The sequence below is a fragment of the Corynebacterium pseudopelargi genome (assembly GCF_003814005.1).
Taxonomy (GTDB): domain Bacteria; phylum Actinomycetota; class Actinomycetes; order Mycobacteriales; family Mycobacteriaceae; genus Corynebacterium; species Corynebacterium pseudopelargi.
Window position 1 is genome coordinate 2,109,651 of the sequence record NZ_CP033898.1, and the last position, 16,749, is coordinate 2,126,399.

Annotated in this window: 18 protein-coding genes; 3 read left to right on the forward strand and 15 right to left on the reverse strand. The window is 58.1% G+C overall.

Annotated features, from left to right (window positions below):
- Positions 1-8 precede the first annotated feature (8 nt).
- From CPPEL_RS09910 to CPPEL_RS09940, 7 genes are all read right to left on the reverse strand, one after another.
- Positions 9-368, reverse strand: coding sequence for a hypothetical protein (locus CPPEL_RS09910; RefSeq protein ID WP_123960975.1), 360 nt, complete (start codon positions 366-368; stop codon positions 9-11).
- Positions 365-898, reverse strand: coding sequence for a hypothetical protein (locus CPPEL_RS09915; RefSeq protein ID WP_123960976.1), 534 nt, complete (start codon positions 896-898; stop codon positions 365-367). Before CPPEL_RS09915 ends, CPPEL_RS09910 begins: the two co-directional genes overlap by 4 nt.
- Before the next feature lie 2 nt (positions 899-900).
- A complete protein-coding gene (gene hemB, locus CPPEL_RS09920) occupies positions 901-1,914 on the reverse strand; it encodes a porphobilinogen synthase (RefSeq protein WP_123961310.1) in 1,014 nt (337 codons plus the stop codon).
- Positions 1,915-2,036: 122 nt separating this feature from the next.
- Positions 2,037-3,722: a bifunctional uroporphyrinogen-III C-methyltransferase/uroporphyrinogen-III synthase gene (locus tag CPPEL_RS09925; RefSeq protein WP_123960977.1), complete on the reverse strand. Its 1,686-nt coding sequence runs from the start codon at positions 3,720-3,722 to the stop codon at positions 2,037-2,039.
- Between the two features lie 282 nt (positions 3,723-4,004).
- Entirely contained in the window at positions 4,005-4,895 is an 891-nt protein-coding gene (gene hemC, locus CPPEL_RS09930) for a hydroxymethylbilane synthase (RefSeq protein WP_123960978.1), read from the reverse strand.
- Between the two features lie 43 nt (positions 4,896-4,938).
- On the reverse strand, positions 4,939-6,294 hold the full coding sequence (locus tag CPPEL_RS09935) for a glutamyl-tRNA reductase (RefSeq protein ID WP_123960979.1): 1,356 nt from the start codon (positions 6,292-6,294) through the stop codon (positions 4,939-4,941).
- A 173-nt stretch (positions 6,295-6,467) separates the two neighbouring features.
- The gene (locus CPPEL_RS09940; RefSeq protein WP_123960980.1) at positions 6,468-6,710 is read right to left on the reverse strand and encodes a glutaredoxin family protein; all 243 of its coding nucleotides are present in this window, start codon (positions 6,708-6,710) and stop codon (positions 6,468-6,470) included.
- 115 nt (positions 6,711-6,825) lie between these two features.
- Here CPPEL_RS09940 and CPPEL_RS09945 point away from each other — a divergent pair, with 115 nt between their 5' ends.
- A complete protein-coding gene (locus tag CPPEL_RS09945) occupies positions 6,826-7,878 on the forward strand; it encodes an HAD-IB family hydrolase (protein ID WP_123960981.1) in 1,053 nt (350 codons plus the stop codon).
- 19 nt (positions 7,879-7,897) lie between these two features.
- Here CPPEL_RS09945 and CPPEL_RS09950 read toward each other — a convergent pair whose 3' ends face one another.
- From CPPEL_RS09950 to CPPEL_RS09975, 6 genes are all read right to left on the reverse strand, one after another.
- Positions 7,898-8,779 carry a DsbA family protein gene (locus CPPEL_RS09950; RefSeq protein WP_123960982.1) on the reverse strand — a complete coding sequence of 294 codons (882 nt, stop codon included), beginning with the start codon at positions 8,777-8,779 and terminating at the stop codon, positions 7,898-7,900.
- A 124-nt stretch (positions 8,780-8,903) separates the two neighbouring features.
- On the reverse strand, positions 8,904-9,005 hold the full coding sequence (locus tag CPPEL_RS09955; RefSeq protein WP_003402602.1) for a 30S ribosomal protein bS22: 102 nt from the start codon (positions 9,003-9,005) through the stop codon (positions 8,904-8,906).
- 407 nt (positions 9,006-9,412) lie between these two features.
- Positions 9,413-9,604 carry a helix-turn-helix domain-containing protein gene (locus CPPEL_RS09960; RefSeq protein ID WP_123935426.1) on the reverse strand — a complete coding sequence of 64 codons (192 nt, stop codon included), beginning with the start codon at positions 9,602-9,604 and terminating at the stop codon, positions 9,413-9,415.
- Positions 9,605-9,983: 379 nt separating this feature from the next.
- Positions 9,984-10,793: a pyrroline-5-carboxylate reductase gene (gene proC, locus CPPEL_RS09965; protein ID WP_123960983.1), complete on the reverse strand. Its 810-nt coding sequence runs from the start codon at positions 10,791-10,793 to the stop codon at positions 9,984-9,986.
- Positions 10,794-10,883: 90 nt separating this feature from the next.
- Positions 10,884-11,996 carry a ribonuclease E domain-containing protein gene (locus CPPEL_RS09970; RefSeq protein ID WP_123960984.1) on the reverse strand — a complete coding sequence of 371 codons (1,113 nt, stop codon included), beginning with the start codon at positions 11,994-11,996 and terminating at the stop codon, positions 10,884-10,886.
- Positions 11,997-12,001: 5 nt separating this feature from the next.
- Positions 12,002-12,967: a Ppx/GppA family phosphatase gene (locus tag CPPEL_RS09975; protein WP_123960985.1), complete on the reverse strand. Its 966-nt coding sequence runs from the start codon at positions 12,965-12,967 to the stop codon at positions 12,002-12,004.
- Between the two features lie 62 nt (positions 12,968-13,029).
- Here CPPEL_RS09975 and CPPEL_RS09980 point away from each other — a divergent pair, with 62 nt between their 5' ends.
- Complete coding sequence (locus CPPEL_RS09980; protein WP_123960986.1) at positions 13,030-13,911, forward strand: DUF3109 family protein; 882 nt, start codon at positions 13,030-13,032, stop codon at positions 13,909-13,911.
- On the opposite strand, the gene CPPEL_RS09985 is transcribed toward CPPEL_RS09980, so the two are convergent.
- Complete coding sequence (locus CPPEL_RS09985; RefSeq protein WP_123960987.1) at positions 13,874-14,560, reverse strand: response regulator transcription factor; 687 nt, start codon at positions 14,558-14,560, stop codon at positions 13,874-13,876. The genes CPPEL_RS09980 and CPPEL_RS09985 overlap by 38 nt on opposite strands.
- Positions 14,557-15,801, reverse strand: a complete 1,245-nt coding sequence (locus CPPEL_RS09990) for a sensor histidine kinase (protein ID WP_123960988.1) — start codon at positions 15,799-15,801, stop codon at positions 14,557-14,559. The genes CPPEL_RS09985 and CPPEL_RS09990 overlap by 4 nt, the downstream gene beginning before the upstream one ends.
- 135 nt (positions 15,802-15,936) lie before the next feature.
- On the opposite strand from CPPEL_RS09990, the gene CPPEL_RS09995 reads away from it, so the two are divergent.
- Positions 15,937-16,650, forward strand: coding sequence for a hypothetical protein (locus CPPEL_RS09995; protein ID WP_123960989.1), 714 nt, complete (start codon positions 15,937-15,939; stop codon positions 16,648-16,650).
- Positions 16,651-16,749: the final 99 nt, after the last annotated feature.

Genomic DNA, 16,749 nt, shown 5'->3' on the forward strand with positions numbered 1-16,749 from the left:
TTTTCCATTCAACTATCTGGGTGCAGGCGACGGATCGCAAAGAGGCTATAGGCCAACATCAGCACAATGAGTACATGCTCTGCAATGGCTGCTCCGAGCGCCAGGGCGAGAAGGTTTAAGGCTAGACAAAGCTGCAGCCCAAGCGAGAGCCCCCGTCGAGATTTCGCCTGGTTAAGCGAGCTTTGGGCTGTGGCTGCCGCAAGCAAGACGCCACAAAAAATATTGGCCACGCCAAGCAGTGGGTGCTGCCCCAGCGCCGAGGAGTCCGATAACACCGTCATCACTCCACGCGAGACCATGAGTAACACAGCAGCGACGATGCCAAGATAGATCAGCACAGTTTCGCTTTTCGACGGCTGCGTGATCATTCCTGCTGCTCCTTTTTGCCCTCGATGAATTCCACCGACTCCGGGCGCGAAGCAAAGTAGATGGCCAGAAGCCCAAGCACACCGATGAGCATTTGTAAGCAGCCATCGATGGCGTAGTAGGCAACATCAATGCCACCCTGGGGTTGCATGCTAAACAGCAGCCCGGCGCGCAACGCGAAGTAGATAGCAAAATATCCAAGCACCCTCCGCGCAATGGGCGCACGTTTTTCGGCACGCCCAAGGGTATAGACCAACCAAGCGATGATCCCGACGATGATCAGCGAAAGACCTGTGATGCCGGCCAGTGCCATGATGGTGGCGGCGTCGAGAAGCTTTGGTGATAGCTCCTGGCTTTGGCTTGAGGCAATCTCATTGCGGAGCTGACCGCGCGTTAATAACGCGATGATGAAATTCGTGATCTGGTGGATGATCTCTGCGGCCACCACCACCCACCAGCACCTTAGGGCAAAGCGCAGTGGTTCCGGGCGTTGCGCTGAAACCGCCGTGGCGTTCTTGCTCTCGGTGCTCAAAATTAGACTTCACCTCGCAGCACCCTGGCGGCATCGACTGCAAAGTAGGTCAGAATTTGGTTCGCGCCTGCGCGCTTGATGGCCATGAGTGATTCCATCATCACCTGGCGCTCATCCAACCAACCCTGGGCGGCGGCAGCCTTGAGCATGGCGTATTCACCTGAAACCTGATAGGCGGCCACGGGTACGAGCGAGCGTTCGCTGACTTCCCGGAGCACATCCAGGTAGGGCATGGCTGGTTTGACCATGACAAAGTCGGCGCCTTCTTCGATATCGAGATCGACTTCGAGCAGCGATTCACGAATATTGGCAGGGTCTTGCTGATACGCACGGCGATCGCCCTGGAGGGAGGATCCCACCGCATCGCGGAATGGGCCAAAGAAGGCGGAGGCGTATTTTGCCGAGTACGCCATGATGGCGACATCGCTAAAGCCAGCTTGGTCGAGCGCCTGGCGGATATAGGCCACCTGGCCGTCCATCATGCCCGAGGGGCTGACGATATGAGCACCGGCTTCTGCCTGTGCTACCGCCATGCGCGCATAGAGCGGCAAGGTGGCATCATTATCCACGATCACCTTGCCAAAGCGATCGGTGCTGAGCACGCCGCAGTGGCCATGATCGGTGAACTCATCTAAGCAAGTATCGGCCATGATGAGGATTTCATCTCCAAATTCACGGCGCAGGGTGCGAAGAGCAACATTTAAAATGCCCTCCTTATCCCAGGCGGCGCTGCCCTCGGCGTCTTTATCGCTATCGAGGGGTACACCAAAGAGATCCACGCAGCGAATACCCACCGAGATGGCTTCGCGCACTGCCTCAACCAAAGAATCGAGCGTGTGCTGCACCACCCCAGGCATGGAGACGATCGGGTTGGGTGCGTCGATGCCATCGGCTACGAACATGGGCAGGATCAGATCTGCTGGGCGCAATTGCGTCTCCGCGACAAATTCGCGCATCTGCTTCGAGGAACGCAGGCGGCGTGGGCGGCGATTCAATTGAGATTCGGCTGCAGACATGGCTTCCTTTCCAAACAGCATTGCCTAGGCAATCTGGGTAGTGTGCTGAGCTTCAGTGAGGTTGCTGCGGGCAACCTCACTGGCGCTGTATTAACGCTACCCTTTTTGCACACAGACGCAGGCTAGTTGCTTGCGGCAGTGGGTTGTTTACGACTACGGCGCTTCTTTCGCGGTGGAGGCAACTGCCCGGCGGTGCGCAAATCCGCTACGTGCCTGGCAAGCGCATCCACCAAAGACTGCACATCGGCGACCTCTGGCACCACATCGACCTTCAAACCCGCTTCTTCTGCGGCGGCCTTCGCCATCGGCCCAATGCAGGCAATGATCGTGCGCTGATGCGGTTTGCCGGCGATGCCGACGAGGTTGCGCACAGTAGATGCAGAGGTAAAGCACACGGCATCAAAACCGCCGGTTTTGATCATGTCGCGCACCTCGGCACTTGGAGGCGCTGCTCGAACGGTGCGGTAGGCAGTGACATCGTCTACTTCCCAACCAGCGGCACCAAGGCCTTCTACCAACACTTCGGTGGCGATATCGGCCCTGGGTAGCAGCACGCGCGAAACTGGGTCGAGGTCTTCGACGTATTCGGGGAATACCTCAACAAGCCCCGCAGCATTTTGACGCGTCCGCGGCGGCAATAGCTCTGGGGTGATACCGAGTTCGCGCACAGCATGGGCGGTTTTGGTGCCCACCGCTGCAATGCGCACACCGGCAAAGGCGCGGGCATCGAGGCCAAAATCGCGGATCTTTTCCCACACGGCCTTCACAGCATTCACGCTGGTAAATACCACCCACTGGTAGCGACCTTCCACCACACCTTTGATGGCACGCTCAAGTTGGGCGGGGTTGCGGGGAGGCTCCACGGAGATCGTGGGAACTTCCTGCGGAATCGCACCATGCGAGGCCAGCCTGGCGCTCATTGGCCCTGCTTGATCCTTTGCTCGCGGCACAAGCACACGCCAACCAAAGAGTGGCCTATTTTCCCACCAGGAATACTTGGTGCGCTCATCCACGGCCCGGCCAATGGTCACCACCACCGTGGGGCTGAGATCAACGTCTAGGCGAGCAAGCTGAGACAGCTCCACATCGAAGCTGCGCTGCAAACGGGTGGTGCCATAGGCAGTAACCGTGGCCGAAGTATCTTCTGGGATGCCTCGGCTTAAAAGCTCCTCTGCAATCAGCGCTAGATCATCGCGGCTTGCCTGCAACACCAGTGGCTGCGGGGCGCTTGCCAATTGATCCCAGTCGATCTTGCCTTGAGAAAGGTCAGTCTCGGTATAGGTAGAACCTAAGGCAATGCCGGCAAACATCGGCACGGTGGCAGGCAAAGACATGCCCGGAACGATATGGAACTCCAGGCCCTGCTCGGTAACTTCGTTGATCTCTGCGAGCGTGCGTTCGTCGGCAAGCGGATTACCCTGAACCAGGCGAATCACCTGCTGGCCACCCTGGCACAATGCCTTTAAGCGCTGCACCACATCTTCGACGGACTCTTCGCTGGAGACATCTTCGATCTCAGCGGCCGTGGGCGGTGCGGGGCGGTGCGGCTTACGTTTAGCGCCACTGGCCTTCGCCTCGGCACAGAGACGCTCATAGGCCTGCTCGGCCTGCTCCAATTTGGCGGCGGGCACCTCTAATGCACTGCCGATCACGGCACGCACTCCCGGCAGCACGGCTTGATCCACCAAAGCATGTGCATGATGGCTCAACACCTCGCGCGCACGGACAGTGAGCAGGTCTGGATTACCAGGGCCTGCACCGACGAAGATCACGGCACCAGGATTAGTTTCCTGCGGGGCTTCACTCATCTACACAAATTCGCTGTTCTAGAACCGCGGGGGTTCGTTGTAGTCTGCGCGCTTTTCGCACGCCTGCTAAACACAAATGCACGCCCCAGACAGCACCGTTGTTGGTGCCCGGCTGAGGCGATAACTGGATTCAACCCTAACCTTTTTAAGGTGCAGAAAGAAAATTGGGCAATATAGCACGGCCGGGTTTTCACCCCTGCCATTGGGTATAAAAACCGGCGTTGTTGCTTCTCACCGCACCTTTTTCAAGCCAGCAGGCCCAAGGGGCAAGGTAGTGGAGTTTTATTGCAGAATCTGCGCCGCACCAGCATCGAGCAAACTCTGAGCCACGTCCTGGCCAATCGCATCTGCCTGAGCAATATCGCCCTGAGCCTGCGCTTCAAGCAACTCGGTGCCATCAAGGGAGACCACCACAGCATGCACACGCAACTGGCCGTCGATATTGCTAGAGCCAACGGCCACCGGCGCAGTACAGCCTGCCTCGAGGCGGTTGAGCACCACGCGCTCTGCCAGCGCAGCAGACTGCGCCCAGGCATCAGCGATGGCATCGATGGCCCGGCGGGCTTGCTCATCATCTACACGACATTCGATGGCGAGCGCACCCTGTGCAGGGGCAGGCACAAAGATCTCCGGATCAAACACCTCGGTGGCTTCTTCGCCACGCCCAACGCGCTCAAGGCCGGCATAGGCCAACACCACGGCGTCGAGCTCACCGGAACGCACCTTTGACATGCGCGTATCAATATTGCCGCGCAGTGGCACACATTCCACATCAGGCCGAAGACGCATCACCTGAGAAATACGCCGTGGCGCCCCGGTACCAATTTTTGCCCCCTGGGGCAGCTCCTCCAGGCGCAGACCATCGCGGGCAATGAGGCAATCGCGGGCATCGGCACGCTTGGGCACCACCAGGTGGAAGCGCGGATCCGGTTCGGTGGGAAGGTCCTTAAAAGAGTGCACGGCAATATCGCATTCACCGGCCTCTAGAGCCTCGCGCAAGGCTTGGGTAAACACGCCCACGCCGATTCTTTCCACCGGCGCCATATTCACATCGCCGTGGGTGGTGACGATATGCAGCTCCGCCTCGACTCCCTGTTCAGCCAGCGCATCGCGAACATGGCCGGACTGGGTGGTGGCAAGCAAGCTGCCGCGCGTACCGATTTTCAGACTCATAGAGCCCTTTCTACCTGGATCTTAGCTGGATATCTATGCCCAATTATTCGGCGCGAAGTACCTTATCGGCCTGGGTAAAGCCCAGTGCCACGAGTTCAGCATCGGGCAATTCAGACACTGCCACGCTGACCCCGCGCTCAAGCGGCAAGCCGAAAAGTTCCTGCAAGGCGGTGTCATAAGAGACGGTGCCGCTGCTAGCAGCGAGTTCTTTGACCCGCACCGTTGGGTGATGCAGGAGCTTATCTACCACTCGGCGCACCGTATTTTGCACCTCTCCGAAGGAATGATCATCCATATCGGGGGTTCTTGCCACTAAACGCTCAATTTCCGAGTCGATGATCTCGGCCGCGTGCTTACGCAACGCAGACACAGCCGGGGCGACGTTGCGCACCCGCTGTGCAGAGGTATAAGCCTCAAGCTCTTCTGCCACGATCGCCTGGGCTGCGGCATCGGTGGGGGTGCCGGTGCGAGCATTCATCTCTTTGAGCCGCTCAATATTGACCAATTGCACACCTGTTAATTGTGCAGTGGCATCGGAGATATCGCGGGGCAGGGACAAGTCGATGAGCATCAGCGAGGACGTTGCTGCCGGAATGTCCTCGGCGGTGATGGTGAAGTTATCCGCACCGGTGGCCGATACGGCAATATCTACCTGATCGAGCACGCTATGGCGCTGTTCAAAGTCCACCACCTCGGCCTGCACGCCGGCTTGCCGGGCGTGTTCTGCCAAACGCTCAGCCCTGGAGCGGGTTCTATTGGCCACGATGATGCGATCAATGCCGAGCCTGCCCATGTGGGTGGCGGCCAAAGAAGCCATGGCACCGGCACCGAGCACGAGCCCTGTGCTGCCGCTGAGGTCTTCTCGGCCCATGGCATCGAGTGCTTTATCAAAAGCGAAAGACACCATCGACGCACCGGCTTCGTCGATCTCCGTTTCTGCGTGCACGCGTTTGCCGGTTCGCAGCGCCGCCTGCACCAAACCGTGGAGGGCTGGGCCTACAGAACCGGACTCAATTGCGCCTTGGTATGAGGATCGAACCTGGCCGATGATTTGCTGCTCGCCAATCACCATGGAATCAAGCCCCGAAGAAACCAGCATCATGTGCTCAGCAGCAGCGTCGGCGTAGCGCACATACAAGGAACCGCGCAGCTCTTCGATATCTGCTCCAGAGACTTCCTGCAGCACCTCGACTACTTCGCCAACGCCAGTGTGGAAGCTATTGGCCACCGCATACACCTCAAGGCGGTTACAGGTAGACACAATCATCGCTTCACTCAAGGAGGGGCGATCCACCATGGCCAGGGCAGCATGTTTTTGCCCTGCCTCATCCAAGCTCAGCTGTTCGAGCAGGGCCACTGGCGCAGATCGGTGGGACATGCCCACCACCAATAAGCTCACGCCCTCATCACCGCTTTCACCGTGGAATCTTTTCAGTCTTGTCAACGAAGCTTCAACAATATCAACCGATCGGTTGATGAGGCTCCGCTTACTCCGGACTAACCAACGCTAATCCCCCGCAGGCTATTCCCACAACAAAGCCTGGGCTAAGTGCCCGGAATCGGGTGTGGCGCCTATCGCAATCCGAGCGCGAGGCGTAATTCCTCATTATCCACTTCCCAGCAGGCAAATTCCTCATCATCAATGAGCACCACTGGGACCCTATCGCCGAATTCTGCGGCGAGTTCAGGATCAGTCTCTACGCCTTGAATGAGGAAGGGAAGTTGTGCTTCTTGCACAATAGGTGCGATCTGCGCTGCCACCCGTTTGCAGGAACCGCAGTTCTCGCGCGTAATTAATGCAACCTTTTCAGCCACTGGCTTGCCACTTCCTTTGCTGCTTTGCGGGGTTCGTCGAGAAGCTTTTGCTTCTAGCCGTTACGATGGTGACAGATTACTGATACATCGGCTCCGATTGTGGAAAGCGACGCTGTTGAGCTTTAGTTCCCAAGACCCCACCTGGCCCCAAACTCCCCAAGAATTCCTTGCCGGCTGGTCCATGACCAAAGGCAATCTTCGCCGCTTCTTCGAGGAATTAGCTATGCCACCGATCAACGCCACCAGCCAAAGGCTCGCCGGTGAGGCATCCGCAGCACTGGCCGCCGCCGAACTATTCGATCTAGACCTCAAAGACTACGCATCAGGGCTTGATTCAGTCAGCGGAGCGCTCGAAGCCGCAGGCTCCTCTCGCATCAGTATCCCAGACCCCAATATCCCCCAAGATGTGGGTGCCGCGGCCTTCTTCGATATTGATAACACCCTCATCCAAGGCTCCTCCCTCGCCGTGTTTTTTATGGAGCTTGCCAAACGCCGCTTTTTTAAGATCAGCGAGATCCTGCCCGTTGCCTGGAAACAGGCCAAGTATCGTCTCACCGGTGCAGAAAACGCCCAAGATGTAGCCAAAGGGCGCGAACAGGCACTGGAATTTGTCAAAGGACGCGAAGTAGCCGAGCTCGTGCGCTTGTGCGAGGAGATCGTTGATTCAAATATGAGCGAAAAGCTCTGGCCAGGCACCAAGGCCTTGGCCGATCAGCACCTCGCCCAAGGCCAGCAAGTGTGGCTCGTCTCGGCAACCCCGGTGCAGCTAGCCCAGGTGCTGGCACAGCGCCTCGGATTTACCGGCGCACTGGGCACGGTGGCAGAAGTAAAAGATGGCCGCTTTACCGGCAAGCTGGTGGGCGATATTTTGCACGGCCCGGGCAAACGCCACGCCGTGGCAGCACTCGCCACCCTTGAGCAGCTCGACCTGAGCCGCTGCACCGCCTACTCCGATTCCGTCAACGACGTGCCCATGTTATCCATGGTTGGCACCGCCGTTGCTGTAAATCCTGATCGCAAACTGCGCAAAGAAGCAATGATGCGCGGCTGGGAAATCCGCGATTATCGCAGCCTACGCAAGGCGGTGCGTGCCTATGGAGCCCCAGCCCTTGCCACCGCAGCCCTGAGCTTAAGCGGCTGGAAGTACAGCCGGCGCAGCAAGCGCTAAACCGAAAGGCGCGCTTAGCTTATTGCTGCTGCTGTACCTTCTGCAGTTCTTGGTCAATCGCGCGCATGAACACATCAAGCGGCTGCGCACCAGAGATATATTGCTCCCCCACCACAAAGGCCGGGGTGCCTTGAATACCAATGGAAGCCCCATAGCGCTTGGCCTGCTCAATTACCTCGTCATAGGTGCCATCGCTGGCCTGCTGGCGAAATTGCTCGATATTTGGCACGCCTGCCTGCTTGGCAAATCGCACATAATCTTCCAAGGTGAAGTTGGGGTGGCCGGAGATCTCGGCGGTGGATTGATAGAACGCACGGCGGAATGCATCGAATTTTCCTTGTGCAGCAGCGGCGCGACCAGCCTTGGCGGCAGCTTCTGCCGCCGGGCCGTTGACCGGCATATCGTTCCACTCGATCCTGACTAAGCCGCGATCAACATACTCTTTGATCAACGCCGGCTCAGTGTTATTCGACCATTGGCTGCAATAGGGGCATTCGAAGTCCGAGAATTCTGCAATCACCACCGGGGCATCCACTGCACCGATAGCGAAGGGATCTTGTGGGTTACGGCGGTGAACATTGCGCACATCCTCAGCACTCTTGATAGGTGCTTTGGGTCCAAAGATGCTGGCATCATAACTGCCATCTGCCAAGGGTTCAGGGCCATCCAGACCCTGGGTGCCTGGGGTGACTTCCTGCCTGATGTTCGGGTTGGCAAGTACCGGCAGCGATTGATCAGATGAAGCCTGGCCATCCTCGCCTTGAGCACTTTCAGTCGCTGTTTGCTGGGATTGCTCATTGCTTGAGCGCGCACCAATGAAATAGGCGCCGCCGGCTACGGCAAGGACTAAGGCGAGCACTAACGCTAAGAGGCGAGGTGAAACGCTTGAACGCTGGGTCATAAGAGCAGTCTTTCTTTTTTGGGTCTAGACCAATTGCAGGGGTGATCGCAGCACAAAGCCGCCTAGACACCGCATCTGATCGGTGTCTAGGCGGCCTGCACAATAAAGCACGAAGGCTTCAGGCTTACTTGCCAAGCTTTCTACGCTGCACACGGGTGCGACGCAGCAACTTGCGGTGCTTCTTCTTGGACATGCGCTTGCGGCGCTTCTTAATCACAGAACCCATGAATCGGTCCCCTTTACAAAATTCGTTGGTGTACGTACTTCCCTGTCGGCGTTCGCATGCGAGATTCGATCAACGATCACATCTACGTTTTCGCGGTTGAAGTGCACATTCTTCCGCTGCATGAACACCTCAAGCGTGGTCTAGCTGATCAAGACGGGCTTGACTAGACTGCCGCCGAGGCGGCGCCGACACGAATGCGAACCATCATACCGGCGAGCTTTCGCCCTGCCCAAATCGCCACCTGAGTTTCATCGTTCACTCGAAGCACAAAACCCCCAGGGAGGCACCGGCTTATAAGCGCGAAGCCTCACGGTACTTCGCGCCCTTGGTGCCACCAAGGGGGATGTGTGAAAAGTGAAAGAACCTCTAGCTAGTGCTAGCTGTTGGCCATAAAGGCAACACAGCTACTAGCCCACCTCGTAGTAGGAGGCGTCTAAATACTCGTTCACCGCTTTTTCATGGACGCGGAAGCTGCGTCCCACGCGCACGGCCGGCAGTTCGCCAGAGTGGACGAGTCGGTACACGGTCATTTTGGACACTCGCATGATCTCTGCGACTTCCGCAACCGTTAGAAAGGTCCCGTTTTCTTCTCTTGCCATAGTTATATCTACCCTTCAGCTCGTGGCGCGCTGTAGGCTTCCCCTCCCACAGAACGGACACGCACGTGCTTGCATAAGCTTAGCGTGAACTGTGTTGCGCTTGCGACTTAGGTGAAAAGAAGAAACGCAATCGTCTCGTGAGTCACATGAGAAAACACTAAAAGCACAGTACACAGAAGTTTCTTTGTTGCCAGCTTCAACAGAGTCTGAAGTAGAACTTAAAAGAAAAGGGGTAACGCCCCCTTCGGAGCGCTACCCCAGCACCAGGGCCAGAAAGCCCCGCGCACAGCCGCAGCACCTTAACAACCCGGCACCGCAGCAACCCGGTACCGCAGCAACCCGGCACCTCAACAACCCGGCGCCGCAGCACTACAGCGTCTTATTGCTTGCTCATCTCAGCATTGCGCTTGGCTGCAGCCTCGGTGGCCCGGTACATCATGCCGCGCAACCCCGATTCCTCTAAAGAACGCACAGCAGCGATCGTGGTGCCTCCTGGCGAGCAGACATTGCCGCGCAACTGCGCCGGTTCTTCGTCTGTTTCCTGCAGCATCGCTGCGGCACCATAAATCGAGTTGATGGCCAGCTTTTTCGCCACTTCTCGCTTGAGGCCAAGTTGGACACCGGCATCGATCATGGACTCTACAAAGAGGAAGAGATACGCAGGAGAAGAGCCTGACATGGCAATCACAGCATCCATGTCGGATTCTGCGATCACTTCAACTGCACCGACGGTCTGCAGCAGCTTTCGTACCTGCTCGATGCTTTCTTCGTCGCTAAAACGGCCCGGCGCGATGGCCGAGGTTCCCTTGCCCACCAGCATGGGCGTATTCGGCATCACGCGAAGTACCGGGGTGCCTGCTGCCATGACTTCTTCGATGCTTGCGTTGGTCACGCCGGCAGCCATGGATACGACGATGGTGGAGTCATTATTGTCCACGGCCTCGGCGATCTCATCGGCCACCTTGACCAGCACATTTGGCTTCACGCACAAGAAAACCACGTCAACGCCATCGACTGCCTGGGCGTTATCGTTAAACGGCACGATGCAGTATTGCTCTTTGAGCTCTTGGCTGCGTTCGCTGCGACGATTCGCCACGTGGATTTTCTTCGGATTCATCCCGCCGGAGATCAGGCCAGCAACAAGCGCCTCGCCGATCTTGCCGCCTCCGATGATTGCAACAGTAGACATGCGCCCTAGATTGCCACTGCGAAAGCGTTGAAACAAACGAAAGTGGCCTGCCTCCAACTCGAAGCAGGCCACCGACAGGGCGTAGAAGCGCTAGACAATCAGCGCTGGCCCGAAGGTCAGTACCAATCCCACCAGGGCGGATAGCCCCATGCTGAACTTATCGCTGGCGGTACGAAGCGCATGTACCACGCCCACCATCGCGCCGGTTACGGCAAGGGCGAGCACGCTCACGAGCCACTTATTCATCGAACCCCAGAGCATCTGGAAACCGAAGAAGATCACCGCGCCAAGCACGATGCCCACCAGCGCCATCAGGATGACTGCGCCGATGGAAATCTTCTCATTCGCTGCGGCCTCTTCGTCGTAGGCTGCGGCCAGGGCTTCGTCGTCAAGCTCTTCTTCCTCGACGTCTTCTTGTACCTGACGGATCACGTTGGTGTCTTCGGCATCGTGCTGCGGGCGCACGGGCTCGCGCACTTCCTTGATCACCGTGGTTTCTTCAGCGTCGGTGCCGAGGCGCTGCTGCAGAAGCTCGGGCTCTTCCTGCAAGGGTTGCTCGGGAGCGGGCTGATCAAAGTGCTCCTCATATTCCTTGTCAAACGCCGGCGTGGGCTCTTCAAGGGCCTCTTCGGCGCTTGCCTGCGGCACTGCCTGCGCGGGGAAGGAGCCGGTGGTCAGCTGCACTGGATCCTTTTCATCCACCACTGCCAAGGAAATATCGCTTTCCTTGCTGGCTTCTTGGGAGGCAGGCACATCGGTTGCATCTGCCTCGGCGTCTTCATCCGGGACGTCAACAGCCAAAGGCGCATCGTGGTCTTCTTCCGGGTCCTCCTTGGGCTGTGCTCCAAGGGGCTGGGATACGACGTCCGATTGATCATCGGTGGGCACTTCGCTTTGCTCCACACCAAGGGGGCTTGGCTGCTGCTCCTCGGCAGAGGTATCGCGATCCACATCCAAGGGGTCTTGTGAAGTGGTGGGTTCTGCGTCGGGGCGATTGTCGTGCTCGGCGTCGATGGGCACATTGGAGTGCCGTGATTCGGTGGGCTTGGAGGCAACCTTGGGAATGTTGCCCGTCAGCTCAGCTACGGAAATGCCGCCTTCTTCAAGGCTGCGGCGACGACGGCGACGCGGGGTTTTGGAGCTGTCGTCCGAACCGCCCGAACGCGCTAGCAGTTCGGCGACGGTGAGTTGCTTATCGCTCATTGCTCCTATTTACCTCCTCGGTCTTGTGACCGGGTCGTCTGTGGGGCCATGCCCTGTTCGAGGCGACGAAGGATTACTCCCTCACGCAACGCCCAAGGACAAATCTCAATTCTTTCGAGTTCGAGCGCACGCATCGCAGCTTCGGCCACGAGGGCGCCAGCGACGATCTGATGCGATCGATTCGAACTCACTCCTTCTAATTCTGCCCTGTCTGCCGCTGTCATGCGAGAAATGAAGGCGATTAATTGTCTCAAACCCGCCGCAGTGAGTTCTCTTTGCACATACAAACCGGCCGAAGATGGGGCAGATCCGGTGAGTCGTGCCAGGGTACGGAAGGTTTTTGAAGTTGCAGCCGCGCGCCACTTAGGCCCATAGGCCCGCAATGCTTTTGCTGGCTCATCCAACTCGGCATCAATGTAGTCGCGCAATAAATTGATCTTTTTACGCGAAGGCGGATCAGTTTCAAACCAATTATGCGTCAGGCGCGCTGCACCCAAATCCAAGGAGTAGGCGGCATCGGGGGCTTCTTCGGTGCCACACGACATCTCCAGGGAACCGCCGCCAATATCGAGGTTGACAATGCGCCCAGCAGACCAGCCATACCAGCGTCGCACTGCCAGGAAGGTCAGTCGCGCCTCGTCGGTGCCGGATAAGATTTCTAGGCGCACCCCAGTTTCTTCTTCTACATGGTCGAGCACCGCATCGGCATTGGTGGCAGAACGCACCGCCGAGGTGGCAAAGGACATCAGCTCTTCGCAGCCGAGCTGCTCTGCCACGCCCTTGGCTTCTTCTACAAAGCTGGTGAGCTTCTTTATTCCCTTATCACTTAAGGCCCCGTCTTTATCCAGGTACTCCACCAGCTTTAGCGTGGTTTTCCAATCGCTCATGGGGCTTGGCTGGCCGCCCTGCTTGGCGTCCACCGCTACCATATGAACGGTATTGCTTCCCACGTCCAATACACCTAATCGCACGGTTTTAGCGTAGACGGTATAGCGTAATTCCGTATGCATCGCCCCCGAAAAGTTTGGTATTTATGCCTCGCGTGAATTTGGGTTTCCCCTCCAATAGTGCCGCCGCGGCCTCCATTGCCCGCGGTGATGAATTGCCGCATGATTTCCCGCGCGAGTGGTTCGAATTCACCCACCCCGAAGATCCACTGCACCAGATCAGCATCGACCTGACCTGGGTAGAATCCACCTATGCCTGCGGTTTTGGCACGAGCCGCTGCCGGGGCATCGATGCCGCGCTCCCCGAGGTGGGGTGCTGCACCCACGGCGCTTTTTTAAGTGATGAACAGGATCGCTCCCAGCTTTTCGACGCCGTGCAGCGCATGCCGAAGCGTTTTTGGCAGTACCACCAGGATGTGGGTGCCGAAGAACTCGAACCCTGGCTGGAGTGGGATGAACTAGACAATGACGAAGGCGAACCAGAGCCAGCATTAAAAACGAAGATTGTGCACGGGGCCTGTATTTTTGCCAACCGCCACGGCTGGCCTACCGGGGCTGGGTGCGCCTTGCACCAGTGGGCGCTGGCCGAGGGCGAAGACCTCACCGTGGTCAAACCAGAGGTGTGCTGGCAGCTTCCTCTGCGCAGGCTGGAGGCCTATGAGGAACGCGCCGATGGCCAGGAGATTTTAAGAACCACCATCACCGAGTACGAGCGCCGCGGCTGGGGCAATGGTGGCGAGGATTTTGATTGGTACTGCACCACCGATGCCCGTTGCCATGCCAACGCCGAGCCGATCTGGCGAAGCCACGAGGCGGAATTACGCGCCTTGCTCGGCGATAGCGCCTACGCGGTGCTTGCCCAGCATTGCCAAGCACGCGAGCAGATGGTCAATGCCCACCCCCAGGCATTTGCCCGGCACCCGGCGAGCCTTAAAGCTCAAACTTATAGCCAAGACCGCGCACAGTAACGAGGTTGCGTGGCGATTTCGGCTCCAGTTCTACCTTGGAGCGCAGGCGCTTGATGTGCACGTCCAGGGTTTTGGTATCGCCTACATAATCGGCACCCCAGATGCGGTCGATGAGCTGGCCGCGAGTGAGCACTCGCCCGGCGTTGCGCAGCAAATACTCCAAGAGATCAAACTCTTTGAGCGGCATCTGCACCGGTTCGCCATCCACGGTGACGGTGTGGCGCTCTACGTCCATGCGCACGCGGCCGCCTTCGAGGATCTGCTCGTCTTCTTCCTCATACACCGGCTCGCCACCGCGGCGCAGCACGGCACGCACGCGGGCGATCAGCTCGCGTGAAGAATAGGGCTTGGTTACATAATCATCGGCGCCGAGCTCGAGGCCGACTACCTTGTCAATCTCGGAGTCGCGGGCCGTCACCATAATCACTGGGACTTGTGATTCCGCCCGAAGCTCGCGGCAGACATCGGTGCCGGACATGCCGGGCAGCATGAGGTCGAGTAAGACGATGTCGATGTCGTTGCTACGAAACAGCTCTAGTGCCGCAGGCCCATCGGCGGCGTGGATGACCTCAAAGCCCTCTTTGCGCAGCAAAAACGCGAGAGGGTCGGCAAGGGAGGCCTCGTCTTCAACGAGCAGAATCGTGGTCACGACTTGTCCTTTCGTCTGACTCCCACTCTGGGAATGCTGTTTCGCAATGAACCACTCAGCCGTGGCGGCACCTCGGAGGCGATTGCTTCGTGTGCAACGGGCTGATTGCTAGCAATGGGCAACTCTAGTGTGAATGTGGAACCGGCGCCTGGCCTAGACCACAATTTGACGCTACCGCCGTGGTTTGCAGCCACATGTTTTACGATAGCTAACCCCAAGCCCGTGCCGCCGGTAGATCGGGAACGAGCTTTATCCACGCGGAAGAAGCGCTCAAATACTCGCTTTTGATCCGCCGGCGCAATGCCAATGCCGCGGTCAATCACCCGGATCAGCACCGTGGCATCGGAAACCACCTTGGTGCTCACAGAAACAGGCATCGCATTGGGCGAGTAATTAATGGCGTTACTCACCAGATTCGATAACGCGGTGATAAGCAGGTTCTTATCCCCCATCACCTGCACGCCAGTGGGTTTGGTGCGGGTGAGCTCAATACCGGCGTTTTCTGCCGCTAGATAATTGCGCGCAATGGCCTCGTCCACCACCTCGTCGATGGCCACCGGCGCCATATCCGGCAAGGCCTCGGCTCCTTGCAATTTAGACAAGGAGATCAGCTCATTGATCATGTCGGCCAAGCGATGCGCTTCGCTTTGGAGGCGCTCGGCAAAATACGCCACCTGATCTGGGTCATCGGCGGCCTCGGTGAGCGCTTCTGCCAATAAGGCCATGCCACCGACAGGCGTTTTGAGTTCATGGGAGACATTGGCCACGAAATCTCGCCTGGCAGATTCCATGCGCTGGCTCTCGGATTCATCGGTGGAAAAAACAACCACAAATCGATCGTCGACAAGCGAAAGGGGCTTGACCACCGCACGCACCGAAGTAATGCGACCACCGGGGCGGCGCTGATCGGTGGCCAACTCCACGGTGTGCGTTTCTTGATCATCAAAGCACTCGGCGGCCTGCTGCCAAATATCGGGATTCAGCGAACGCTCGTGCACAATGCCCATCTCGTGGGCGGGCGTATTAGAAAGCAACACCCCACCCGAGCGGTCAATCACCGTAACTCCCGTGGGCGAACCCTGCACCGTAAGGTGAAGCACCTGGCTTACAGTGGTGACCTGATTGGCATTCAAGGTGCTGGCAGAGCGGTAGCGTCGCACTCGTTTTTGCAACCACTGAAACGCAGGTAGGGCGAGGCCGGCTACGACCACGCCCAACAGGAAAGCTGCCAGAATTGTCACTAGCACCTCATGCTAGTGCACATCGCCTGCTTCTGCGCCCCGAACGCACGCGCATAGCCTAGAACGCGCTGCTGCGCTGCTAGGCTCTTGCACAACACGCCTGGAAAAGGTTGAGCCTCACTCAAAGGAGATCCAATGCGCACTCTCAATACTGTTGGCCTGTGTGTTGCGGGAATTGGCCTAGCAAGCACATTGGGTGCGTGTTCCCAACAAGATGCCCCGGCCACATCATCGACCGCAGCGGCAGAGGTAGCGCCAATGGATCAAGGCACACCAGCGCACACCGAGCTAAGCGACGCCATCGTCGGCCCCTCCGACGCACCCGAGGGACTAGCGCCGGGGAATTTTTATGAGGTATTCGGCTCCAACCAAGACCCCTCGCCTGCCACGCTCGACCCGGAGGCATGCGCCCCGCTCATCTTTGATTCCAATACCGCAGCGGCCTGGGCAAAAACGCCGTTAGATCAAAGAACTGTGGCGATGTACAGCGGCTTTGATCAGCAGTGGGCCATTGTGGAACTCGATTTGGAACCGCGCAGCGCCGATCCCGCCCAGTGCCAAACCGTCACGCGCAGCGATAACACTCAAATTGGCACGATTACCACCACCTACCAGCTCAAGCCGGTTGACCTCGACCTCGAAGGTGCTGAAGATGTGCACGCCGTTTCGGTGCTTACCACCGCGGTTGCCCTCGATGGCCAAGATAGCCCCGGCGATAAGGTTGGGCGGACCACCTTGGTCATAAGCGCCAATGTTGCGGGCAAGCACATGACGGTGGTTGGCCATAACGTAGAACCGGGCACGCTCGAAAGCCTGGCTCAAAGCCAGATTGCCAAACTGCAGCAGTAGCCACGGCTCTATCGCCGCCAAGAGCACTGGTTTTTAGGCCAAAACACCTCCGGGGCGCAGTGCTTTGGCAACAATCGCGCAGTGCTTCGCAAGAAATCC

Bases quoted from the DNA above. Each gene is read 5' to 3' on its own strand.
- CPPEL_RS09910 (WP_123960975.1), bottom strand. From the start codon at position 368: ATGATCACGCAGCCGTCGAAAAGCGAAACTGTGCTGATCTATCTTGGC.
- hemB (WP_123961310.1), bottom strand. From the start codon at position 1,914: ATGTCTGCAGCCGAATCTCAATTGAATCGCCGCCCACGCCGCCTGCGT.
- CPPEL_RS09925 (WP_123960977.1), bottom strand. From the start codon at position 3,722: ATGAGTGAAGCCCCGCAGGAAACTAATCCTGGTGCCGTGATCTTCGTC.
- hemC (WP_123960978.1), bottom strand. From the start codon at position 4,895: ATGAGTCTGAAAATCGGTACGCGCGGCAGCTTGCTTGCCACCACCCAG.
- CPPEL_RS09950 (WP_123960982.1), bottom strand. From the start codon at position 8,779: ATGACCCAGCGTTCAAGCGTTTCACCTCGCCTCTTAGCGTTAGTGCTC.
- CPPEL_RS09955 (WP_003402602.1), bottom strand. From the start codon at position 9,005: ATGGGTTCTGTGATTAAGAAGCGCCGCAAGCGCATGTCCAAGAAGAAG.
- CPPEL_RS09960 (WP_123935426.1), bottom strand. From the start codon at position 9,604: ATGGCAAGAGAAGAAAACGGGACCTTTCTAACGGTTGCGGAAGTCGCA.
- proC (WP_123960983.1), bottom strand. From the start codon at position 10,793: ATGTCTACTGTTGCAATCATCGGAGGCGGCAAGATCGGCGAGGCGCTT.
- CPPEL_RS09970 (WP_123960984.1), bottom strand. From the start codon at position 11,996: ATGAGCGATAAGCAACTCACCGTCGCCGAACTGCTAGCGCGTTCGGGC.
- CPPEL_RS09980 (WP_123960986.1), top strand. From the start codon at position 13,030: ATGCCTCGCGTGAATTTGGGTTTCCCCTCCAATAGTGCCGCCGCGGCC.
- CPPEL_RS09995 (WP_123960989.1), top strand. From the start codon at position 15,937: ATGCGCACTCTCAATACTGTTGGCCTGTGTGTTGCGGGAATTGGCCTA.